Here is a 22,769-nt window from a genome sequence, read left to right as displayed (position 1 = left end):
AGGATGGCCCACGATGTGGTCCGGCAGTCCAAACCGCCGCCAGCATGTCAGCAGTCAAAAACACGACATTAGGATATGGCTGCTACAACCAAAAAAATCGATCATCAGCATTATGTAAAATCATTCAGGTTACCGAATTATCGTTGAGGCATTCATCGCGGAACCGTCCGTTGAAGCTCTCGGTGTAGGCATTCTCCACCGGCTTGCCCAGCCGAATGCAAAAGCGCCATTCCCCCAAACCCCTTGAAACCAGGCGATTTTCGCTTGATCGCCGTTAGCACGATTACTGAGCACCGCGAGCGCTTATTATGAACGCCAACAGCTGCCCGAATGCAGAACGACCAACAACTAATACGACGGTTCGCCCCGACGCGTGGCGATCGTCATCGACACCAAGGAAGCAAGATGCCGACATTGCAAGTGATGTTGAAGATGGCACTTTACGTTTCGCTGGTCCTGGCCACGCCAGGGCCGACAAATACCCTGCTGCTGTCCTCAGGGATCAAGGTCGGCTTCCGGCAATCGTCGCCTCTCCTGGTTGCAGAGGCATTGGGCTATGGCTTCGCGATATCACTGTGGGGTTTCTTCCTGGCGACATTCGCGGCCACACGGCCGTGGCTTTACGATGTGCTGAAGCTGGGGAGCTCGGCCTATATTTGCTATCTCGCCCTGCAGCTATGGAAAAGCCCACGCTTTGAAGACATCCAGTCGGGTGCCATCGGCTTTGGCGACATGTTCGTCGCGACGACCATGAACCCGAAGGCGTTATTGTTCGCCACTGCGATCTTTCCCCCGCAGGCTTTCGTATCGGTTCCGTTCTATCTCTGCTCGATCGCGGTCTTCACGGCGCTCGCCGTAACGATCGGTTCGATGTGGCTTACCATCGGCGGCGTCTTGACGGCGCGCCGGTCTCTGGCCACACATACCGGAACGCTGCTTCGCGGTGCGTCGGTAGTGCTGTTGATGTTCGCGGGCACGCTGGCGTTTTCCGTACTCAACCGCTAGATCTTGTCAGCGGCAAAGTTCATAACACCCTATAAACGCGGGGAGCAGGTCAAGACCACCGAAATGCGCAAAGGTTGACATCTTTGTTTCAGAAATGGCGACGACCCTATTTCTTTTATGTGAATTCAGTCGTTCATTTCAAATTTTTATACAATAAATTCTTCAGCGCGCACGATCAAAATTAAAAACAGGATTTCATTTTTAAAAAGTAAATAATTTGCCGGAAAATATTCCGTCGATATTTTCCGGATTGAGTATTTCTCTGGATCAATTGAGATTGATATGAAATTTTGCGAGCTGTGCCATCGTGAACACTGCTATGGTGTGTCGCAGAGGTTACGTACATGGTATGGCAAGCCTCGGGAAGCTGACATTGTCCGAGCATCTCGATGCGCTAAAGGCAATTGCCGCATCGGCAAGTCAATCTGTTGATTCGGCATCCCTTGCGCGGTGTGCCGCCGATGCGATGGGTGCCTCGCATTGTTCGATTGTGCTTCCATTTGAATCGAGAAGAGAACAGCCTCGGATCAAACTCTGGGGATGCAAGGATGTCCGGATATTGCGTGGAGGGACATCTTCCATTTTGCCGAACTTCGCTGCAATTCACCATGCCTTCCCGCTGTCATTTGTCGTGATGAGCCAGACACGTTATGACGCGTTACCGGACGAGTTGCGAGTTCAGCTCGACAAGGCGGCACTATCCATTCAGGCTTCAAATCCTATGAGAAGCGTGTCATGAGCAACCCGATCAAGAATATCGTCATCGTGGGCGGCGGCACCGCGGGCTGGATGGCCGCCTCGTACCTCGTCCGTGCGCTCCAGCAGCACACGAACATTACGCTTATCGAGTCTGCGGCGATCCCCCGGATCGGCGTGGGCGAGGCGACCATCCCGAGTTTGCAGAAGGTGTTCTTCGACTTCCTCGGGATACCGGAGCGGGAGTGGATGCCCCAGGTGAACGGTGCGTTCAAGGCCGCCATCAAGTTCGTGAACTGGAGGAAGTCGCCCGAGCGCTCGCGCGACGATCACTTCTACCATTTGTTCGGCAACGTGCCGAACTGCGACGGCGTGCCGCTTACCCACTACTGGCTGCGCAAGCGCGAACAGGGCTTCCAGCAGCCGATGGAGTACGCGTGCTACCCGCAGCCCGGGGCGCTCGACGGCAAGCTCGCACCGTGCCTGTCCGACGGCACCCGCCAGATGTCCCACGCGTGGCACTTCGACGCCCACCTGGTGGCCGACTTCCTGAAGCGCTGGGCCGTCGAACGCGGGGTGAAACGGGTGGTCGACGAGGTCGTGGAGGTTCGCCTGAACGACCGCGGCTACATCTCCAGCCTGTCCACCAAGGAGGGGCGCACGCTGGAGGCGGACCTGTTCATCGACTGCTCCGGCATGCGGGGGCTCCTGATCAACCAGGCCCTGAAGGAGCCCTTCATCGACATGTCCGACTACCTGCTGTGCGACAGCGCGGTCGCCAGCGCCGTACCCAACGCCGACGCGCGCGTGGGGGTCGAGCCGTACACCTCCGCGATCGCCATGAATTCGGGGTGGACCTGGAAGATTCCGATGCTGGGCCGGTTCGGCAGCGGCTACGTCTTCTCGAGCAAGTTCACGTCGCGCGACCAGGCCACCGCCGACTTCCTCAACCTCTGGGGCCTCTCGGACAAGCAGCCGCTCAACCAGATCAAGTTCCGGGTCGGGCGCAACGGGCGGGCGTGGGTCAACAACTGCGTCGCTATCGGGCTGTCGTCGTGCTTTTTGGAGCCCCTGGAATCGACGGGAATCTACTTCATCTACGCGGCGCTTTACCAGCTCGTGAAGCACTTCCCCGACACCTCGTTCGACCCGCGGTTGGCGGACGCATTCAACGCCGAGATCGTCCACATGTTCGACGACTGCCGGGATTTCGTCCAGGCGCACTATTTCACCACGTCGCGCGACGACACGCCGTTCTGGCTCGCGAACCGGCACGACCTGCGGCTCTCGGACGCCATCAAGGAAAAGGTTCAGCGCTACAAGGCGGGGCTGCCGCTGACCACCACGTCGTTCGACGATTCCACGTACTACGAAACGTTTGACTACGAATTCAGGAACTTCTGGTTGAACGGAAACTACTACTGCATCTTTGCCGGCTTGGGCATGTTGCCCGACCGGTCGCTGCCGCTCTTGCGGCACCGACCGGAGTCGATCGACAAGGCCGAGGCGATGTTCGCCCGCATCCGGCGCGAGGCCGAGCGTCTGCGGACCAGCCTGCCGACGAACTACGACTACCTGCGGTCGCTGCGTGACGGCGACGCGGGGCTGTCTCGCAGCCAGCCCGGATCGACGCTCGCGGCGCCGGAAATCCTGTAGTGGAGCGCACCCTGGACCGGGTATGCGCATTCGAGGCCACGCACGCCGCGGTGGCGGCCTGCGATCCGCTGCGGGCGCGGGCACTCGTTCTGCAACTGCCTGACCTGAACCGTAAAAAGGACGTGCCCGGCATCGTCGGCCTGTTGCGCGAGTTCCTGCCGGCGCGCGGCGTGCCCTCCGGCTGGGGCTTCGTCGAAGCCGCCGCCGCGATGCGGGACATCGGGTTCTTCCTGGGGTCGCTCAAGCGGCACGGACACGAACCCGCGGACGTGGTGCCCGGGCTCGAGCCGGTGCTGCTCGACCTGGCGCGCGCGACCGACCTGCCGCCGCGCGAGACGCTCCTGCACGTGACGGTCTGGAACCCCGCGGCGGCCGACGCGCAGCGGAGCTACACCGGGCTGCGCGACGAAGGGCACCTGCTCGAGAGCGTGCGCATCTCGATGGCGGCCCTCGAGGCGGCCATCGAAGTGACCGTCGAGCTGTACGACGTACCCCTGCGGTCGCCCGCGTTCGCGCAAGGGTGCGACGAGCTGGCGGCCTATCTGCAGAAAATGGTCGAATCGATCGTTTACGCTTACCGCTTCATCTCGGTACAGGTCTTCTACAACGAGCTCCGCCCCTTCTACGAACCGATTCGAGTCGGGGGCCAGAGCTACCTCGGCCCCGGGGCCGTGGAAATGCCCCTCTTCGTGCTGGAGCACGTGCTGTGGGGCTCGCGATCGGACCACCCAGCTTATCGAGAATTCAAGGAGACGTACCTGCCCTACGTGCTTCCCGCGTACAGGGCGGTCTACGCCCGGTTCGCCGGGGAGCCGGCGCTCGTCGACCGTGTGCTCGGCGAGGCGCAAGCGGCCGGCGCGCGGGGCGAGCCCGTCAGGGCCGGGCTGGCGGCCCTCGACCGGGTCTTCGAGGTCCTGCTGCGCTTCCGGGCACCTCACCTCAAATTGGCGGAGCGGGCGTACGAAGCCGGGCAAAGCGGCCCCGCCATCGGCAGCGGGGGGTACGCGCCAAGCGCGCTCGTCGATCTGCTCACGCTCACGCGTGCCGCGCGGTCCCGCCTCCGCGCCGCGCTCGACGAGCCCTGACACCTGACGTCCGACGCGTGCGGCGATGTGTTCCATCTCACAAGGAGAGTGTGCCCCCATGACTCAGAACAGCCCCGCGAACGGGCGCGACAGCAACCACTTCGACGTGATCATTCTCGGCTCGGGCATGTCCGGCACCCAGATGGGGGCCATCCTGGCCAATCAACAGTTTCGCGTGCTGATCATCGAGGAGTCGTCGCACCCGCGGTTCACGATCGGCGAATCGTCGATCCCCGAGACGTCTCTCATGAACCGCATCATCGCCGATCGCTACGGCATTCCGGAGCTCGACCGCATCACGTCGTTCTACTCGACGCAGCGTTACGTCGCGTCGAGCACGGGCATCAAGCGCAACTTCGGCTTCGTGTTCCACAAGCCCGGCCAGGAGCACGACCCGAAGGAGTTCACGCAGTGCGTCATTCCCGAGCTGCCGTGGGGTCCGGAGAGCCATTATTACCGGCAGGACGTCGATGCCTACCTGTTGCAAGCCGCCATCAAATACGGCTGCACGGTCCGCCAGAAGACGAACGTGACCGAATACCACGCCGACAAAGACGGCGTCGCGGTGACCACCGCCCAGGGCGAACGGTTCACCGGCCGGTACATGATCGACTGCGGAGGCCCCCGCGCGCCGCTCGCGACCAAGTTCAAGCTCCGCGAAGAGCCGTGTCGCTTCAAGACGCACTCGCGCAGCCTCTACACGCACATGCTCGGGGTCAAGCCGTTCGACGACATCTTCAAGGTCAAGGGGCAGCGCTGGCGCTGGCACGAGGGGACCTTGCACCACATGTTCGCGGGCGGCTGGCTGTGGGTGATTCCGTTCAACAACCACCCGCGGTCGACCAACAACCTGGTGAGCGTCGGCCTGCAGCTCGACCCGCGTGTCTACCCGAAAACGGACATCTCCGCGCAGCAGGAATTCGACGAGTTCCTCGCGCGGTTCCCGAGCATCGGCGCGCAGTTCCGGGACGCCGTGCCGGTGCGCGACTGGGTCAAGACCGACCGACTGCAATTCTCGTCGAACGCCTGCGTCGGCGACCGCTACTGCCTGATGCTGCACGCGAACGGGTTCATCGACCCGCTCTTCTCCCGGGGGCTCGAGAACACCGCGGTGACCATCCACGCGCTCGCGGCACGGCTCATCAAGGCGCTGCGCGACGACGACTTCTCACCCGAGCGCTTCGAGTACATCGAGCGCCTGCAGCAGAAGCTTCTGGACCACAACGACGACTTCGTCAGCTGCTGCTACACGGCGTTCTCGGATTTCCGCCTGTGGGACGCGTTCCACAGGCTGTGGGCGGTCGGCACGATCCTCGGGCAGTTCCGGCTCGTGCAAGCCCACGCGAGGTTCCGCGCGTCGCGTGACGAGGGCGACCTCGATCACCTCGACAACGACCCACCGTACCTCGGATACCTGTGCGCGGACATGGAGGGGTACTACCAGCTGTTCAACGACGCCAAAGCCGAGGTCGAGGCCGTGAGCGCCGGGCGCAAGCGGGCCGAGGAGGCCGCGGCGCGGATTCACGCCCTCATCGACGAACGAGACTTCGCCAGGCCGATGTTCGGCTTCGGGTACTGCATCACCGGGGCCAAACCGCAGCTCAACAACTCGAAGTACAGCCTGCTGCCGGCGCTGAAGCTGATGCACTGGACGCAAACCAGCGCGCCGGCGGAGGTGAAAAAGTACTTCGACTACAACCCGATGTTCGCGCTGCTCAAGGCGTACATCACGACCCGCATCGGCTTGGCGCTGAAGTAGTCGGCCGACACCTACACGAAAACGATGAACGACGTTCAATTGGATCAAGCGGTCGCCAACGAGCATACCCCGGGGGCGTACGACGCGACCACGCGCCTGGCCGCGAGCTGGTACGTCGCGATGCGCTCGGACGACCTCAAGGACAAGCCGACGGAACTGACGCTCTTCGGCCGTCCGTGCGTGGCGTGGCGCGGCGCGACGGGGCGGGCCGTGGTGATGGACCGCCACTGCTCGCACCTCGGCGCGAACCTGGCTGACGGGCGGGTCAAGGACGGGTGCATCCAGTGCCCGTTTCACCACTGGCGGTACGACGAGCAGGGCCAGTGCGTTCACATCCCCGGCCACAGCCCGGCGGTGAGCCGGCTGGAGCCCGTCCCGCGCGGGGCGCGCCAGCCGACGTTGGTCACCGCCGAGCGATACGGCTACGTGTGGGTCTGGTACGGCTCCCCGCAGCCGCTGCATCCGCTGCCCGAAATCGCCGCGGCCGACGTCGACAACGGCGACTTCATGCACCTGCACTTCGCGTTCGAGACGACGACGGCGGTCTTGCGGATCGTCGAGAACTTCTACGACGCGCAGCACGCGACCCCCGTGCACGCGCTCCCGATCTCGGCCTTCGAGCTCAAGCTCTTCGACGATTGGCGCCGGTGGCCGGAGGTCGAGTCGCTGGCCCGGGCGGGCGCGTGGTTCGGTGCCGGGATCGACTTCACCGTGGACCGGTACTTCGGGCCCCTCGGCATGCTGTCGCGCGCGCTCGGCCTGAACATGTCGCAGATGAACCTGCACTTCGATGGCTACCCCGGCGGGTGCGTCATGACCGTCGCGCTGGACGGAGACTTCAAATACAAGCTGCTCCAGTGCGTGACGCCGGTGAGCGACGGCAAAAACGTCATGCACATGCTCATCTCGATCAAGAAGGTGGGCGGCGCCCTGCGCCGCGCGACCGACTACGTGCTGTTCGGGTTGCAGACCAGGCAGGCCGCGGGGTACGACGTCAAGATCTGGAACGGGATGAAGCCGGACGGCGGCGGCGCATACAGCAGGTACGACAAGCTCGTGCTCAAGTACCGCGCGTTCTACCGGGGCTGGGTCGACCGCGTCGCCGACGCGACTGCTCGACCGCACGTACCCTCACCTTGGTCGCGATCGTAATCGAGTGTCATCTCGGGTCACCCATCCCTCGGGCGAAATCATGCGGCCGCACAGCAGCTCGGTGAAGCATGCCGGCGAACAAAGCGAAAGCGGCACGGCGATGAGCAGAACGTTGATCCATTCGCGAATGGTAAAACCGTGTGCGTTCAGTCACGGACATGGGCGATCGGCAGAGGACCAGAACCGATCCTCATGGGCCGCTGCGTTGCTTGCACCAAACCGTCGCGCAAGCAACGCGGAGGCCTCGCGACTGCCTGTTCATATCAAGATTTTTTTAATTTCACACTGCTCCCCCCTCATCGGGGTGCGGTGCTGCACGATCCTGTCGCAGACCGGTATTGGCGCTGATCACGCTCGTCGACTTCATCGGACGGACGCGAGTCCGCCAACGGTACCGATACGCCGCCCTTCTCTATCCTGCACGCCTCATGAACCCGTACCTCGTTGCCAGGGCGCGGCTTCCAGCAGGACATCGCCGTATTGATCGATGGGAAAGCTCAACGCGCCCCTGAAGTTCACGTGCGCAAAATGCGCAGGCCCCATCCGGCGCAACCACTCGTCGTCGACCCGTCGTCCTTTGCGTCGCCAGCCGTCGCCCGTCGCCTGCATGCGCTGCGTGTTCCAGGCGATCACAAGGTTCGTCAACATTTCATCGCGACGTCGACCGCGCTCGGGGGCCACTCTGCCGGTGTAGATCGCGAGCTGAAGCTGGTGGGCCGATGCACCGGGGCACCGTCACGCGTCGAAACCATTCGCCGAGCCATACTTTCGGAACCACCCGAGTTGGTGCACGCCGTGTGCGCCGCGGCGTTAGTATGAGGGTGTCGTTCGGCGTCGAACGCAAACCCGCCACCGCCGCGTGACATCGACAGCGAGTTCTTACTGCCATCGCCCATGCCCAGGAAAAAGACCAACGTCTGGCTCAGCGGTCTCGATCTGCTCTCCAGCCTGACGGTCGCTCGGCCGAAGAAGAGGAAAAACGTCGCGCGCAAACCGCCGACGGTCAAGACCGCTCGTCCGGTCGCCACGAAGCGCGTCGGCAAACCGCGTACGGGCCGCCCTCCATCGATGCGAGCGGCCGGTCGGTGGATACGCTCGTTTCATTCCGCGCCGCCATTGGCCGGCCGGCTCGTCAACCATCTCACGTATGCGTTGTATCTGCCGGCTACTGCGGCGGTGCCGGCGGAGCTGCCCCTCGTCGTCATGCTGCATGGTTGCCGGCAGACTGTGGAGTCGTTCGCCGCCGGCACGCGCATTTGCCGGCTCGCCGATCGCGCCGGTTTTGCAGTGCTGCTTCCCGAGCAGGCGAAGACCGCGCATCCTCACCGATGCTGGCATTGGCACGAGAACCTGACGCACTCCGAGGCGCCTGCCGTCGCATCGCTCGTCGCGGCGATCGTCCGGGAACACGGCTTCAACCATCAGCGCGTCTATCTTGCGGGCATCTCGGCGGGAGCCGGCCTCGCCGCGGTTCTAGGGATTCACTACCCCGCGCTCTTTGCCGCCGTCGGTCTACACTCGGGCCCGGTGTTCGGTGTCACAAGTTCCGCCATGACCGCCATGCGCGTCATGCGTAATGGCAGTCGTGAAGATCCGCTGCGCCTGATCGAGGCGTCGGTCGACGTCTCCAGCTATCCGGGCATGCCTGCCATTATCGTCCACGGTGAGCTCGATGCCGTTGTCGCGAAGCGCAACGCCGCACAGCTCGGCGTCGAATTTGCACGGCTCAACCAGCTGGTCGATGCCCAAGGCGCGTTACGCGTCGGCGAACAGCGCACATACACTCGCGATGCGGTCGACTACATGGACTTTCTGAAGGCCGGCCGGCTCGTCGTGAGGATCTGTATCGTTCGAGGCCTCGGTCACGCTTGGAGCGGTGGCGACCCTCGCGAAGCGTTTCATTCCGACAAGGGTCCTGACGCGACGGCGAAGCTTTGGGATTTTTTTAGACGGCAGCGTCGCGGCGCCGCATGAAACGTGACCGTGCCTGTTTCGACGCTCGCCCAGCAGGATCGACTCAATAAATGCTGCCGATTTGCGAAAGTCGTTAGTCGTGACGTGCCGACTCAGCTATTCAGCCTCTTGATTGCCGCACACGACGCGCCACACCGACCACTTCCGGCACTTTGAATTACCTATTCGTCAAAAAGTTAACAGGATTGGGTATAGTTACGCATCCGCCCCACGTAACGAGATCGCAACATTCCAAATGGGCTCTATCGCTCACCGCCGGCCGGAAAAAAAACGGACGAATCTGCTTTTTCGTCTTCCAGAATAACTAAATTCTTCCGATTATCGAGGGACTATGGATTTGCTTGCGGCCATGCGAATATTCGTGCGGGTTGTCGAGCGTGGCAATTTGTCGAGGGCCGCGAAAGATCTCGGCCTGGGCCAACCTACCGTTAGCGACCGCGTCGATCGGCTCGAACGGTTTCTCGGCGTCAAATTGCTGCTTCGGAACACGCGTGCGGTGTCGTGCACCGATGAAGGCATTCTGTTCTATCAGCGAAGCAAGATCGTGCTCGACGCGGCCGACGAGGCACGGGCCGTCGTCACGCTCGGCAACAAGATCGTGCGTGGGCGCATTCGCATTGCCGCGCCACATGGGTTGGGCGAAGTCGTGCTGCCGGAAATACTCACGGTAATCCGCGAACATAATCCGCAGCTCTATATCGATCTCGTCCTGAATGACGAAATCACCGACCCCGTCACCGAGGGCGTCGATATTTCATTGCGGCTCGGCCAGATCGGCGATGGCAATTTCGTCGCGCGTCGATTGGGTTATGTACGACGCGTACTGGTCGCGTCGCCGCTTTATATCGAAAAGCACGGGCTGCCGGAGGAACCGACCGACATCGTCGGGCACCCATTCATTCGCGTCACGGGGCTCTTCAACGACGGCCAGCTTCGCCTGATGTGCCCGTCTAAATCGGTGCGGCCGACGCCGATCAACGTCGTCATCAGCACCAGCCACTGGCGGCCGGTCTACGAGCTACTGCTGAACGGCGCGGGTATCGGTGTCCTTCAGGAACACGTCTGCATCGACGCTCTGGAATCCGGCCGGCTCGTCAGGCTGCTGCCGGATTACACGGTACCGGGATTCGACCTGCATGCGCTGCTGCCGGTCACGCGGCCCGTCCCTTCGAAGACACAGGTCGTCGTGAAGATCATCGAGGAGTATCTGCCGAAGGCGATGGCGCGGGCTGCGGACGGCGCGCTCGACATATAGCGCGCCGCGCCGGATCGATCGACAGCGCATCGCGCGCGGCCGGCAGGCGGCGGCACCGACCGCGATTCCGCCGGGCGGATGCCGCAGCAAGGACGGTCAGGTTAGCTGACGGCATCGAACGGAGCGAGAGCCGATGAAGCCGATGCCGGATGCGCGCCCGAGACGGTGACGATCGACAAAACACATCCTCATCCGTGCATCAACGTTCGCATATTTCACTTTTCCCGCGCCCGGAAACGGGAGCGGGTCGGGTGGCCGCAAGCAGCGCGGCGCCGATGGCCATGATGGCCACCATCAACAGCAGGCACGCGCGGAAACTCCCGGTCGACGTCCGCAGCCAGCCGATCGCCGCCGGGCTGAAAAAGCCGCCCAACACGCCGATCGTATTGATCAGCGCGATGCCGCCCGCGGCGGCGGGTCCTTTCAGATAGGCGGATGGAATGGTCCAGAATACCGTGTAGGCCATCCACATCGCGGTCGTCGCAATCGTGATGCAAATCAGCGAAACATCGAGCCTGTCGCTCGACAAGGCAGTAGCGGCGAGCGAAATCGCGCTGACCAGCGCCGGAATCGCGCTGTGCCAGCGCCGCTCGTTGCGGCGATCGGAACTACGGCCGGCGACGATCATGCCGATGGTCGCGGCAACGAACGGAATCGACGAATAGAGGCCGATCTTCATCGGATCGGTGACGCCGCCGGCCGCCAGCAGGCCGGGCAGCCAGAAATTGATCAGGTAGATGCCGCAAATGACGCAGAAATAGGCGGCGCTCATCAAATAGACGTACGGGTCCTTCACGACTTCGGCGAAACCGTGCCGCTCCGCATGTTGAGGCTTCGCGGCCATGTCGACGAGTTCCTGCCGCTCCTCGGGTGACAGCCACGATGCCGTCTCGGGGCGATCGGCAAGCAGCACGCGGGCCATGATGCCGAGCGCGACGCACGGCAGCCCTTCGATCAGGTACATCCACTGCCAGCCGGACAGGCCGCCCAAGCCTGCGAAGGTCGTCATGATCCACATCGACAGCGGGCCGCCGAGCACGCCCGCAAGGGGGCCGCCGATCATCACTGCGGCGATGGCTTTCGCACGGCGGGATTCGGGATACCAGCAGGTCAGATAGAAGAGGATGCCCGGCGTGAATCCGGCCTCGAAGACGCCCAGGAGAAAGCGCAGCACATAGAACGTCGTCGCATCGCGCGTCGCGACCATGGCTGCGGACGTCAGGCCCCACAGCACCAGGATCCTGCTGATGGCCTTGCGTGCGCCGGTTTTCGGCAGCAGCAGGTTGGACGGCACCTCGAAGAGCGCGTATCCGATGAAGAATATGCCGGCGGCCAGCCCGTATTGCGCATCGGTCAAGCCGATGTCGGACTGCATGTGCAGCCTGGCGAAACCAACATTGAGCCGGTCAAGGCATGCAAACAAATAACAGATGAGCAGAAAGGAAAGCAGGCGGCGGTCGAGCCGGCGATACAGCGCCGACGTGCGATCGCCATTCTGGAGCGAGACGACAGTGGACATGCCAGTCCATATGAACGCATCCCGTTTGCAGCAGTTTTCATGTGTGTCGACAGGCAGGACGGGTTGCAGCGCTCCATATCGCCCGTTGTTCTCCTGGCGCAGGCATTCAGGTTTGGCGAACCCCGGTCCTGCCAGGCTTGTCATCACACTCGATTACTGTGCAACCTTTCGACGTTCACCCTGTATTGAACGTTGATCTTCTCGCTCGCGTGTGCCGTTCTGGCCGGTTTCACGCTAACGTAGCCTTTTCGGTACAACCTGTCATGAGCCGGACGCCTTCGCACGGGTCAACACCGCTCGCGCGCCGTGCATCCGGTATTCGATAGCGGCAATCCGCTCTCCCCGGCCGACCGTGGCGCAGCGCCCGGCATCGGACCGGGCGCAGTGAGAGCGCGGTTTGTCAGGCGACTTCGGACAATTCGGGCGCCTCCTCCTCCTGGTATTGCCTGACGCGCGCGCGGAACGCGTCCGAAAGCGGCACCGTCGATTCCGTCACGTAGTCGTAAGCGACGTGCGTCGACGCGCCTCGCGCGATCACGGTGTCGGCGTCGTTCGCGAGCGTGATCAGGTATTCGAGGTCGAAGCTCTTCGTGCCGAGACGCGTGATTCGCGCGCTCAATTCGAGCGATTCCCCCCATTTCGCGGAACGGACGTATTCGCACGACGTCTTCAGCATGATCTGCGGAATGCCCTGATCGAGCGGCACCTCCAGCAGTTCATGCGCGTAAGCCATGTATGCATTCAGCATGTACACGTAATACATCGTCGCGCTGACGTGGCCGGCGGGATCCTGGTCGCGATACGTGACGTCGAATTTCTGTGTGAAGGCTCGGGTCATCTTGGCACCTGTGGGTTGAGGTTGTGCCCGCCGGACTGCCCGGCGGGTCGGGTCAAGCAAACGTTGAATGCCCGATGGCATCCGCGCATCGCGCGAAAGCTTGCGGCGCGATGCCGGACGGGCCGGGGCATGCGCGTTACGACAGCACGCACTGGTCGAGGTAGGGTTTCCCGCCATGCGCGTGCACGATCGAGCCGCCGCGCATCTCGACGATCGGCAACTCGGCGAGGGCATTGACGACGTGCGCCATCGTCGGCAGGTCCGACCAGCTCGCGACGTTGAAGCGCACGCGCGCATCTCCGACGTGCCGCCTGTCGATCGTGACGTACGGGTCGTGAACCGGCGTCAGCGTGACCTGGCACAGCTCGGTCTCGCCCCAGTCGCCGGTGCGCGGCGTGTACTTCAGCATCAAGGTGCCGTCGGACCGGGCCGGCGGCGTGTCGGCGACCGGCTCCCGCAATCCCGTCACGCCGAGTTCGAGAAAGCGAAAGCCCATCCAGCTCGCTTCGCAATGCTGTTCGCCGTTGAACTGCCGCGGCGCCGCGACGTCGGCATAGAGCTTCGGATGACCGATCTCGTCGCGGCCGGTGATGATCGGATCCGCGAGGTTTTCCCATACCGCCGCGAGAAACTTTCCGGCGGCGCGGTCGCGTGTCCCCGCAAAGATCGCGGGCCAGCTCACGTGAACCATCGTGTAGCCGCGTCCGGCGAGCCAGTCGATGCCGGTCAGGTAGTGGAACTCGACGGTCACGACGGGCTCGCCGGCGAGCGTGAAACGTTCCGGAAGATGCCGTTCCAGCCGGGCGGCGTCGGTGAGGAACGACGCGGATACCGTCATGCGCGTCGGATTGCGGTGCGGGTCGACTGCGAGCGCGTTCGGCACCTGCCGGGGGCCCGGTGCCGGTCCGAAGTGAGTGGGCATTCGATAGATGCGCCCCTTCTCGAACGTGTAAGCCAACGAACACCTCCTTCGTCTGTACGCGGGCCGGCCGCCGTGTGCGGCCGGCCCGCGCGTCGTTTTACCGATGGGATGCCAGACCCGCGCCGGCATAGATGATTTGCAGCTCCCCCTGGATTTCGCGCATGAGATTGCCCGAACTCGCGTTCTGCGGAAGGTTCTGCAGGCGGAACAGCACGAACGGCTCGGTGCCCGACGGGTTGCCGATGGCGTGATAGCCCCAGGCGGGCACGAACACCGTGTCGCCCGGCACGAGTCGCTCGCACGTCTGGTCTTCGCCGAACGCCATTTCTCCGGAGCCCGAATGAACGATGTACAGATGCCAGAATGAATGGCGATGCCGCTCCGTCATCTCGCCGGGCTTCAGTACCTGGATGACGAGTGACAGATCGGGGGCGACTGTCCCGTGCTCATCGACTCTGCCGCCTGACAGCGCAAGCGTGCCCTGCGGGTTGTGCGGGCGGCTGCGCGTCATTGACTCGATCGACTCCCACTTCCAGACCACAGGGTCGGCCGGGGGTTTCGACGTCAGTTCGAGATATTCCGAAAACGAGAGAATGTCGCCTTCGATCGTCTGCATGGTTACTCCTTGTTGTACGCAGGGTGGGATGAACAGGTATCCGGATGGGCATCGCGGAACGCCGCGAGCTGCATGCATGCGTCATGAATGCGCGATACGGTCGGATACGGTGCGATATCGATGTTGACGTTGCGGGCCGAGACGATTTGCGGCACCAGCGCGAGGTCCGCGAGCGACGGGCGATCGCCGTGACAGAACCGGCCTGTCTCGGCGCTGCCGGCGAGCATCGTCTCGAGCGCGCCCAGGCTCGTGGTGATCCAGTGCTGCTTCCAGCGGAGCACCACGCCGTCGTCGCAGCCGGTCGCCTCTTTCAGGTACTGGGCGACACGCATGGCCGTGATCGGGTGGGTGTCCGCCGCGACCGTCTGGAACAGCGCGCGCACGCGCGCGCGTTCCTGCGTGCCGGCAGGCAGCAGCGGCGGGTCCGGATATTCGTCGTCGAGATACTCGACGATCGCCGACGACTGGGTCAGCACGCGGTCGCCGATCCGCAGCGCGGGCAGCAGGCCTTGCGGATTGATCGACAGATACGGATCGGCGCGGTGGGCGCGCGCATCGAGATCCTGAACGACCGTCGTGTAGGCGACGCCCTTCAGATTGAGCGCGATACGCACGCGGAACGATGCCGACGAGCGGTGGAAATCGTGCAGGGTCAGCATGTTCAGTTACCCTCCAGCGCTGCTGTCAACGCGGCTTCGGGCGCGGCTGCGAGCGAATCGCGCGCCGCAGTGGTGTCGTCGCCCGGCACGCCGATGCGGGCCGGGCCGGTGGCCTGTTCGGCCGCGATCATGTCGAGCAGTTCGAGCACGCAGCGCTCGGCGTCGCGCGTCTGCCGCGACGCGATGCCCGGACGCGGCAGCGCATGCGTGTAGAAGTGCGCGCCTTCGATGGGAAAGCCGATGGCCCAGAGGCGCGACTGCGCTTCGCCGTCGCGGCCGAGCGGATGCATACCCGTATCGACGTCGAGTCCGCCCGGGTGGTAGTCGCCGTTCCGGTACGGGCGGACGATGCCGCGGCCGAGCAGTGCGGTCGAGAGCGGCGAACCGTCGGTGGCCGGCGAATACGGATCGAGCCGTGCGACGACGAGCACGTCCGCGTAGCGGCGCTCCACCCGCTCGCCGTATTGCGCCTCGATGCGGAAATGCGCGCACGTCTCGTCGGCGACAAGCCGCGCGCCGGGGCCGCCGGCGATGTCGAGCAAGCCGGCGCGATGCAGCGCGAGGTGCTCGCGATTGCGCCGCAGCGGCGGGCCGAACGACACGCGGTTGGTGATGGCGTTGAATTCGTCGACGAAGTAGCGATGCGAATCGGGCGTCAGTCCGCCGTATTCGACGGCCGCGCGCAACGCTTCGCGCGTATCGCGCAGCACGTCGGTCGCCGCCTTGACCGGGCTCGTCAGGTTGCCGAGCAGCGCGTGATGCAGGTCGTCGCGCATGAGCGCGAAAAAGAACGTGCGGAACGCGTCGAAGGATTCGAACGTCCTGCCCTCGAGCGGCCACAGAATCTGGCCGATCGCGTGCAGCTCATCCGGGCGCGGCTCGAACCCGTCGGCATCGACGTTGCCGCCTTGCAGCGCGAGCCGGTACGCGTAAGCCATTTCCTTGATAATCAGCGGCAGCACGTCAACGCGGAAATCGATCCGGCTGTCGCCCGTCGTGTCCAGCGCGGCCGCATGCAATGCCGCCACCGCGTCCGGCGTGAAAAAGCGCGGGCGATGGCGCCCCGTCAGCCCCTTCTGGTTGATCCCGCGCGCGGCGAAAGGCAGGCAGTTGCGGGAGAACAGCAGGATCTGCGGTTCGAGCCCGGACTTCTGGTATTCGAGTTCGCCGTCGCGTTCGACGTAGCGTCCGCCACGGCCGATCGTCAACGCAGACACGACATCGTGGGCGGTCAGGCCGAACCCCTGTATGGCGACGGTCGCGGTGGGGGCGATATCGTTCAGCGTCTCGATCGGGTATGGCGACGGCACGTATGCGAGCTGCGCGTTGTTGGCCTGATGCCGCTCCGCGAACTGCGCGAGGCGCTGGTCGCTCTCGGTGGGCCGGCGCGTGCCGTGGCCCGTCGTCAGGAACACATAGTGCGCAAAGGCCGGCGCACTGTCGTCGACATGCAGTTCGTAGCCGCGCTTGGCCGGCACGAGATCGACCACGCGGGCGCGGCGATGCGTCACCGCGACGCTGCGCGGCAGCGCGGCGACGATCCGTGCATAAACCCAGGACAGGTATTCGCCGAGCAGGCTGCGCGGCAGATGGTCGGCATCGTCGAGCGGGCGGCCCGCATCGACCGACGTCTTCCGGAACGCGCCGTCGACGTAGCGATATCCGCTGTCATGCGCCCATTCGACGAGCGACGGCGCGCCGTGCCGGCCCAGCTCGCTCGACGGCGCGAACATCGTCACTTGCGACGCGACGGTGTTGATCATCAAGTGATCCGGCTGGCGCGACGGATGAGCGCCCTGCCCGCATTCGCCGGCGTCGAACACCGTGATGTCCAGCGCGACGCCGGCCGGAATATTGCGCGCGTGCTCGACGAGGCGCTCGAGCACGGTGACGCCGCGCGGCCCCAAGCCAATGATCGCAATCGAAATCGTGTTCGTCATTGCGTTTCTCCCGTTTCGAGTTGAACGTCGGCCGATGCTGTCGCCGGGTTCGATACCGCCGCGCGCGACGCATCGGCGGCGAGGTGCGCGTCGCTCAAGGGCGGCGCGTGCAGCGCCACGATGTCCGGATGCCCGTTCCAGCGCGGGAAGCGCTGGCGCACCGCCGGATCGTGGCCGGGAATGATGTGGTCGGGGCCGTCCGCCAGCGCTTCGATCGCCGCATGCCCGTCGAGCATGCGCGCGACGTTGAAGACGATCGGGAACGGGCGCTTCGAGCGGATGTGGTCCCAGTAGTGCGCGGCGTCGCTGGCCAGCACGACATGGCCTCGCGCCGTGCGCACCCGCACCACCTGCAGGCCGGCCGTGTGGCCGCCGATCAGGTGCGTGTGGATGCCGGCTGCCACCTCGTGATCGCCGTCGGCGAATCGCACGCGGCCCGCGTGCAGCCGTTCGATCGCCGCGCACACGTCATGCGCCTCGAACGGCTTGCGAATCGCTTCGTGACACATGCAGCGCCCGGTGCAGTACGCCATCTCCGCATCCTGGATATGCAGCGTCGCCCCGGGAAACGCGCGGATGTTCCCCGCGTGGTCGTAGTGCATGTGCGTGATGATCACGTCGTCCACGTCTGCCGCGTCGATGCCGAGCTCGCCCAGCAGCGCCAACGGCGAATGCAGATAGCGGCGCTTGCGCCGGGCGGCCGTCGGCGCGTCGAACCCTGTGTCGACCAGCACCGTGCGGCCCATGCCGCGAATCACCCACACATAGAAGTCGAGCGGCATGGAGATGTCGTCGTGCGGATCGTCGCCGAGATAGTTCTCGCCGCTGCGCCGATCGTCGTGCGTCGCGTAACGCAGCGCAAAGACTTCGTACTCCGCGCTTTCCTGATCGAGAAGGCCGCTCATTCCACTGCCTCCAGCAAATCGGGGCGCACAGTGTCGTGATGGGCCACGGCGATGGTCCGGCCCGATCCGCCGGCGCCATGCTCCATCGCTGCCAGTTCGTCCTGGAAGAAGAAGGTTTTTTCGCCGAATGCGGGGACGAGCTCGTCGAACCAGGTCGCTTTCGGATCGAACTTCGCATAGAACGGCCGGCGCACCCATTCGGGGTTGCGGGCCTGCAGCAGTTGCAGCGCGAACACCTTCTCGCCGGCCAGCTCGACGATGCCGTCCACCATCACCTTGCCCGGGAACGCGCTCATCGATGGGCCGCGCACGGTGCGGGCGAGGCCCGATATCGAGCGGTAGGCGGCCTGGAAAATCTCGTAGGCGCGCGCGAGCGGCAGCTTGAAATAGTCGCTCGGCCCGGTGTCGCGTTCGACGAACATGTAGTACGGGATCGCTCCGAGCCGCACGCCCGTCGTCCACAGCTCGGCCCAGGCGGCCGGGTCCTCGTTGATGTGCCGGATCAGCGGCGCCTGGATGCGTACGCTCGCGCCGGTGCCGATGATGCGCCGCATGGCCCGCTGCGCGATCGGATGCTGCAGTTCGCGCGGATGGTTGTAATGGCCCATGATCGCGAGATTGCGCCCGGACGCCACCACCCTTTCGAACACGCGCAGCAGGTCGTCCGAGTCCTTGTCGCTCACGAAGCGCTGCGGCCAATAGGCGACCGACTTCGTGCCGATCCGGATGTTCTGCAGATGGTCGAACTCCGGTGCGAGCAGCGGCTCGAGGTATTCGCCGAGCGCGCGGGCGCTCATCACGAGCGGATCGCCGCCCGTCACGAGAATGTCGGTAACTTCCGGATGACGCCGCAGATAGGCGGTGAGCTCCTGCGACGAACGAGCGTCGAACTTGAGCTCGTCCATGCCGACGAACTGCGGCCAACGGAAGCAGAACGTGCAATACGCATGGCAGGATTGCCCCGCACTCGGAAAGAACAGCACCGTCTCGCGATACTTGTGCTGCAGGCCGCTTAGCGGCACGCCGTCGAGATAGGGCACGTTGTGGGTCAGCTGCCCGGCGGGGTGCGGGTTCATCCGCAGGCGGATCCGGCGAACGACGGCTTCGATGCGCGCTTCGTCGGCACCTTCGTGGATGAGATCGCGGATCGCCACATATTCGTCGTCCTTCAGCATGTCGCGATGCGGGAACGTGAGCCGGTAGATCGGGTCGTCGGGAACCTTGTCCCAGTCGATCAGCTCGTTCAGCACATAGGGATTGACTCTAAACGGCAGCACGCGCGAAACGACGTCGACGGCTTCCTGAAGCTCGCCCGGCAACAGCTGCCATTGCGGCGATTGGGAAACGGTGTGCCTCGTATACGGCTTGAACTTCCACAGCTGATCCTGACTCATGACGGCCCTCTCCAGCAGATTAGATTTATGAATGTGACGACATCTGAATCAACTTCCTGGTGATAAAGGTGATGCATTAAGTACAGCGAAACAACTAAAGCAAATCGAAATCGATGGAACGGCGTGTTGCATTGCCGTTCGCCGCCGGTGCTCAGGACACGGCGCTTACATCGAGCGGCGCGCCCGTCTTCGCCTTGATCTCGCCGGCGCTCACACCGTCGGCGAGCTCGACGACCCTGAGACCGGCCGGCGTTACTTCGATCACGCCGAGATCGGTGATGATCAGGTCGACCACGCCGACACCCGTCAGCGGCAGGTTGCACTCGTCGAGAATCTTGTGCTGATCGCCCTTCGCGACGTGCTCCATCAGCACGACGACGCGCTTCACGCCCGCGACGAGGTCCATCGCGCCGCCCATCCCCTTGATCATCTTGCCCGGGATCATCCAGTTCGCGAGGTCGCCCTGCTTGCTGACCTGCATCGCACCGAGGATCGCGAGGTTGATATGGCCGCCGCGGATCATCGCGAACGCGTCGGCGGACGAGAAGATCGACGAACCCGGCAGCGTCGTGACGGTCTGCTTGCCGGCATTGATGAGATCGGCATCGACTTCATCTTCGGTCGGCGACGGGCCGATGCCGAGCAGCCCGTTCTCCGACTGCAGCCACACCTCGACGCCTTCCGGCACGTGGTTCGCGACGAGCGTCGGCAGGCCGATGCCGAGGTTCACGTAGAAGCCGTCCTGCAGTTCCTGCGCCGCGCGCGCGGCCATCTGGTCACGATTCCAGGCCATGTCAGTCTCCTTTCGCGCGTACGACGCGTTGTTCGATGCGTTTTTCCGGCGTCGCGTTCAGCACGATGCGCTGCACGAAAATCCCCGGCGTATGGACCTGGTCCGGATCGAGTGTGCCGTTCTCGACGATCTCCTCGACCTCCACCACGGTGATCTTGCCGGCCATCGCGCACATCGGGTTGAAGTTGCGCGCGGTGCGGCGATAGATCAGGTTGCCGGACTTGTCGGCCTTCCACGCCTTCACGAGCGCGACGTCGGCCGTCAGCGACGGCTCGAGCACGTAGTGACGATCGCCGAACTGGCGCGTTTCCTTGCCTTCCGCGATCACGGTGCCGTAGCCGGTATTCGTGAAGAACGCGGGGATGCCCGCGCCGCCCGCGCGCAGCTTTTCGGCGAGCGTGCCCTGCGGCGTGAATTCGAGCTCGAGTTCGCCGGCCAGGTACTGGCGCTCGAACTCCTTGTTCTCGCCGACGTACGACGAGATCATCTTCTTGATCTGGCGCGTTTCCAGCAGCAGGCCGAGACCGAAACCGTCGACGCCCGCGTTGTTGCTGATGCAGGTGATGCCCTGGACTCCTGAATCGCGCAATGCGCCGATCAGCGCCTCGGGAATGCCGCACAGGCCGAAGCCGCCGATCGCGAAGGTCTGGCCGTCGCGCACGATGTCCCGGAGCGCTGAAGCAGCGCTCGAATGAATTTTACTCATACGTAATCCTTATTGAGATTCGCGCCCGTCGGACGCGAATCGCCGGTGTAGGAAACCGATTCAGCGGGAGGATGTCGCGGGGTCAGACTTCGGCCACACTTTCTGGAATGGAATGATCTTCAGTCGCGCTGTTGAACAGGAATCCTTCGTAATCGCGTTCGATGATGCCTTCGCATACGGCGATGTAGGAATCGAATCCCTCGAGATCGAGCAGGACGGCACGCGGCTTGCCGGGCACGTTTGAGCCGACGTACCAGGAGTTGCTCTGATGGATCAGCGTCTTCTCCGCGATTGCCTGGATGCGTGCCGTCCACGCTTCCTGCGCCGCGCGAGTCGGCTCGACGGTAGCCGCATCGTGGTGTGCGGCGCGCTCGATCAGCTTCATCACGAGTTCGACCTGGTGCTCGTCGCACGGCACCGCGCTGCTCAGCGAGGCGGTGCTGCCGGGACCCGCGATGTTGAAGAGGTTGGGGAACGCCGCGCTCATGAGCCCCAGATACGTCTGCGGGCCGTTCTTCCACGCGGTGCGCAGCGATTCGCCGTGACGCCCGCGAATGTCCACGTTCAGCAGCGCGCCCGTCACCGCATCGAAGCCGGTTGCGAATACGATCATGTCGAGTTCGATCTCGCGGCCGTCCGCGACGATGCCGTTGCGGGTGATCGACTCGATCGGCGTTTCCTTCAGGTCGATCAGCGACACGTTGTCGCGATTGAAGGTTTCGAAATAGCCGCTGTCGGCGCACAGGCGCTTCGTCAGGATCGGATGGCCGCTCGGCGTGAGCTTGTCGGCCAGCACGGGATCGTCGATCTTCTCCCGGATCTTCGCGCGGACGAACGCCGTCAGCGTGTCGTTCGCGTCCTTGTTCGTCAGCAGATCGTTGTACGACGTGTAGAAGCACAGCCCGCCCGCGGCCCAGCGCGCTTCGTATTCGCGCAGGCGTTCTTCCGGCGTGACGGACAACGCCGAAATCCGCAGCGGTTGACGCGGTTCGCCGCCGACACAGACGAAGCCGCCGGGCGATTGCCATTCCATGCGGCGGAGTTCCGCGTAGTTCGCCTTCATTTGCTGCTCGTATTCCGCATCCATTGGACGGTTGCGCAGCGGGATGCTGTAGTTCGGCGTGCGCTGGAACACGGTGACGTGCGCCGCCGATTGCGCGGCGACCGGGATGAACTGAATCGCCGACGAGCCGGTGCCGATCACGCCGATGCGCTTGCCGGCAAGGTCGACCGTGCCGGTCGGCCAGCGCGACGTGAAGTAGGTTTCGCCGGCGAAGCTGCCGTATCCGGGGACGTCCGGCACCTTCGGCGCGGACAGGCAGCCGGTCGCCATCACGCAGTAGCGGGCATGCAGGCGTTCGCCGGCTTGAGTGACGAGCGTCCAGCGGGCGCGCGATTCGTCGAACGTTACGGCATCGATCCGCGTGCCGAGTCGGATGTGTTCATAGAGCCCGAAGCGGTGCGCGACGTGATCGAAATAGCGCAGGAGTTCGGGTTGCGATGCATAGCGTTCCGTCCAGCGCCATTCCTGCTCGAGTTCGCGCGAGAACGAGTACGAATACTCGAAGCTCTCAATGTCGACGCGTGCGCCGGGATAGCGATTCCAGAACCAGGTACCGCCGATGCCGTCCGCCGCGTCGACGAGCCGTACGGACAGGCCGGCTTCCTTGGCCCGATGCAGCATGTACAGGCCGGCTACGCCGGCGCCGACGATGACCATATCGAATGCGGCGTCCTCGTCTCTTGATGCGATATTCACCATGTCAGTCCTTCAATATGAACGTGTTGCTGGATTGATCGGGTACTTCCGTTTCGATACAGGGAGAGCACGCGCCGGCCTGGAATCCGGCTGGCGCCCGGGCGGCATCGCGGCAGCGATGCGCGCGCCGGGAGAA

The 22,769-nt window shown here is 63.9% G+C and carries 19 protein-coding genes and 2 pseudogenes; 8 read left to right on the top strand and 13 right to left on the bottom strand.

The window, feature by feature from the left end:
- Nucleotides 1-136: 136 nt before the first annotated feature.
- Nucleotides 137-217: pseudogene (locus tag KVT39_RS13175) on the bottom strand (integrase core domain-containing protein); the annotation flags it as partial.
- Between the two features lie 188 nt (nucleotides 218-405).
- Between KVT39_RS13175 and KVT39_RS13170 the strand changes: the two are divergent.
- The 6 genes from KVT39_RS13170 (at nucleotide 406) to KVT39_RS13145 (ending at nucleotide 7,353) form a co-directional block, all read left to right on the top strand.
- On the top strand, nucleotides 406-1,005 hold the full coding sequence (locus KVT39_RS13170) for a LysE family translocator (protein ID WP_217589262.1): 600 nt from the start codon (nucleotides 406-408) through the stop codon (nucleotides 1,003-1,005).
- Between the two features lie 559 nt (nucleotides 1,006-1,564).
- Nucleotides 1,565-1,744, top strand: a complete 180-nt coding sequence (locus tag KVT39_RS38470; protein ID WP_217589311.1) for a hypothetical protein — start codon at nucleotides 1,565-1,567, stop codon at nucleotides 1,742-1,744.
- Nucleotides 1,741-3,357 (top strand): tryptophan halogenase family protein, encoded by a 1,617-nt coding sequence (locus KVT39_RS13160; RefSeq protein WP_217589260.1) that lies wholly within the window; start codon nucleotides 1,741-1,743, stop codon nucleotides 3,355-3,357. Before KVT39_RS38470 ends, KVT39_RS13160 begins: the two co-directional genes overlap by 4 nt.
- Nucleotides 3,357-4,442: a monodechloroaminopyrrolnitrin synthase PrnB family protein gene (locus tag KVT39_RS13155; RefSeq protein WP_217589258.1), complete on the top strand. Its 1,086-nt coding sequence runs from the start codon at nucleotides 3,357-3,359 to the stop codon at nucleotides 4,440-4,442. The genes KVT39_RS13160 and KVT39_RS13155 overlap by 1 nt, the downstream gene beginning before the upstream one ends.
- A 58-nt stretch (nucleotides 4,443-4,500) precedes the next feature.
- Nucleotides 4,501-6,201 carry an NAD(P)/FAD-dependent oxidoreductase gene (locus KVT39_RS13150; protein ID WP_217589310.1) on the top strand — a complete coding sequence of 567 codons (1,701 nt, stop codon included), beginning with the start codon at nucleotides 4,501-4,503 and terminating at the stop codon, nucleotides 6,199-6,201.
- A gap of 24 nt (nucleotides 6,202-6,225) precedes the next feature.
- Complete coding sequence (locus tag KVT39_RS13145; RefSeq protein WP_034184325.1) at nucleotides 6,226-7,353, top strand: Rieske 2Fe-2S domain-containing protein; 1,128 nt, start codon at nucleotides 6,226-6,228, stop codon at nucleotides 7,351-7,353.
- Nucleotides 7,354-7,779: 426 nt separating this feature from the next.
- Here the strand turns inward: KVT39_RS13145 and KVT39_RS13140 are convergent.
- Nucleotides 7,780-8,061: pseudogene (locus tag KVT39_RS13140) on the bottom strand (Tn3 family transposase); the annotation flags it as partial.
- A gap of 186 nt (nucleotides 8,062-8,247) precedes the next feature.
- On the opposite strand from KVT39_RS13140, the gene KVT39_RS13135 reads away from it, so the two are divergent.
- Both KVT39_RS13135 and KVT39_RS13130 read left to right on the top strand, forming a co-directional pair.
- On the top strand, nucleotides 8,248-9,327 hold the full coding sequence (locus KVT39_RS13135) for a PHB depolymerase family esterase (protein WP_175749084.1): 1,080 nt from the start codon (nucleotides 8,248-8,250) through the stop codon (nucleotides 9,325-9,327).
- A 331-nt stretch (nucleotides 9,328-9,658) separates the two neighbouring features.
- Complete coding sequence (locus tag KVT39_RS13130) at nucleotides 9,659-10,582, top strand: LysR family transcriptional regulator (RefSeq protein WP_034184327.1); 924 nt, start codon at nucleotides 9,659-9,661, stop codon at nucleotides 10,580-10,582.
- A gap of 199 nt (nucleotides 10,583-10,781) precedes the next feature.
- On the opposite strand, the gene KVT39_RS13125 is transcribed toward KVT39_RS13130, so the two are convergent.
- The 11 genes from KVT39_RS13125 to KVT39_RS13075 form a co-directional block, all read right to left on the bottom strand.
- Nucleotides 10,782-12,101 (bottom strand): MFS transporter, encoded by a 1,320-nt coding sequence (locus tag KVT39_RS13125; RefSeq protein ID WP_175749083.1) that lies wholly within the window; start codon nucleotides 12,099-12,101, stop codon nucleotides 10,782-10,784.
- A 400-nt stretch (nucleotides 12,102-12,501) separates the two neighbouring features.
- Nucleotides 12,502-12,939, bottom strand: coding sequence for a thioesterase family protein (locus KVT39_RS13120; RefSeq protein ID WP_217589257.1), 438 nt, complete (start codon nucleotides 12,937-12,939; stop codon nucleotides 12,502-12,504).
- A 136-nt stretch (nucleotides 12,940-13,075) separates the two neighbouring features.
- Nucleotides 13,076-13,897, bottom strand: a complete 822-nt coding sequence (locus KVT39_RS13115; RefSeq protein ID WP_034184330.1) for an acetoacetate decarboxylase family protein — start codon at nucleotides 13,895-13,897, stop codon at nucleotides 13,076-13,078.
- 61 nt (nucleotides 13,898-13,958) lie between these two features.
- Nucleotides 13,959-14,477 carry a cupin domain-containing protein gene (locus KVT39_RS13110; RefSeq protein ID WP_051983839.1) on the bottom strand — a complete coding sequence of 173 codons (519 nt, stop codon included), beginning with the start codon at nucleotides 14,475-14,477 and terminating at the stop codon, nucleotides 13,959-13,961.
- Between the two features lie 2 nt (nucleotides 14,478-14,479).
- Nucleotides 14,480-15,136, bottom strand: coding sequence for a maleylacetoacetate isomerase (maiA, locus tag KVT39_RS13105; protein WP_051983840.1), 657 nt, complete (start codon nucleotides 15,134-15,136; stop codon nucleotides 14,480-14,482).
- A 2-nt stretch (nucleotides 15,137-15,138) separates the two neighbouring features.
- Nucleotides 15,139-17,076: an FAD/NAD(P)-binding protein gene (locus KVT39_RS13100; RefSeq protein WP_131947023.1), complete on the bottom strand. Its 1,938-nt coding sequence runs from the start codon at nucleotides 17,074-17,076 to the stop codon at nucleotides 15,139-15,141.
- Nucleotides 17,073-17,981 (bottom strand): N-acyl homoserine lactonase family protein, encoded by a 909-nt coding sequence (locus tag KVT39_RS13095; protein ID WP_217589256.1) that lies wholly within the window; start codon nucleotides 17,979-17,981, stop codon nucleotides 17,073-17,075. Before KVT39_RS13095 ends, KVT39_RS13100 begins: the two co-directional genes overlap by 4 nt.
- Complete coding sequence (locus tag KVT39_RS13090) at nucleotides 17,978-19,375, bottom strand: KamA family radical SAM protein (RefSeq protein WP_175749080.1); 1,398 nt, start codon at nucleotides 19,373-19,375, stop codon at nucleotides 17,978-17,980. The genes KVT39_RS13095 and KVT39_RS13090 overlap by 4 nt, the downstream gene beginning before the upstream one ends.
- A gap of 151 nt (nucleotides 19,376-19,526) precedes the next feature.
- Nucleotides 19,527-20,168, bottom strand: coding sequence for a CoA transferase subunit B (locus KVT39_RS13085; protein WP_217589255.1), 642 nt, complete (start codon nucleotides 20,166-20,168; stop codon nucleotides 19,527-19,529).
- A gap of 1 nt (nucleotide 20,169) precedes the next feature.
- Complete coding sequence (locus KVT39_RS13080) at nucleotides 20,170-20,874, bottom strand: CoA transferase subunit A (RefSeq protein WP_217589254.1); 705 nt, start codon at nucleotides 20,872-20,874, stop codon at nucleotides 20,170-20,172.
- A gap of 82 nt (nucleotides 20,875-20,956) precedes the next feature.
- Nucleotides 20,957-22,636 (bottom strand): NAD(P)/FAD-dependent oxidoreductase, encoded by a 1,680-nt coding sequence (locus KVT39_RS13075; RefSeq protein WP_217589253.1) that lies wholly within the window; start codon nucleotides 22,634-22,636, stop codon nucleotides 20,957-20,959.
- Between the last annotated feature and the right edge of the window lie 133 nt (nucleotides 22,637-22,769).

The sequence above is a fragment of the Burkholderia sp. GbtcB21 genome, assembly GCF_019091065.1.
Lineage (GTDB): Bacteria > Pseudomonadota > Gammaproteobacteria > Burkholderiales > Burkholderiaceae > Burkholderia > Burkholderia pyrrocinia_C.
The sequence above is the reverse complement of the archived record's forward strand: the minus strand, read 5'-3'. Positions and strand labels throughout refer to the sequence as shown.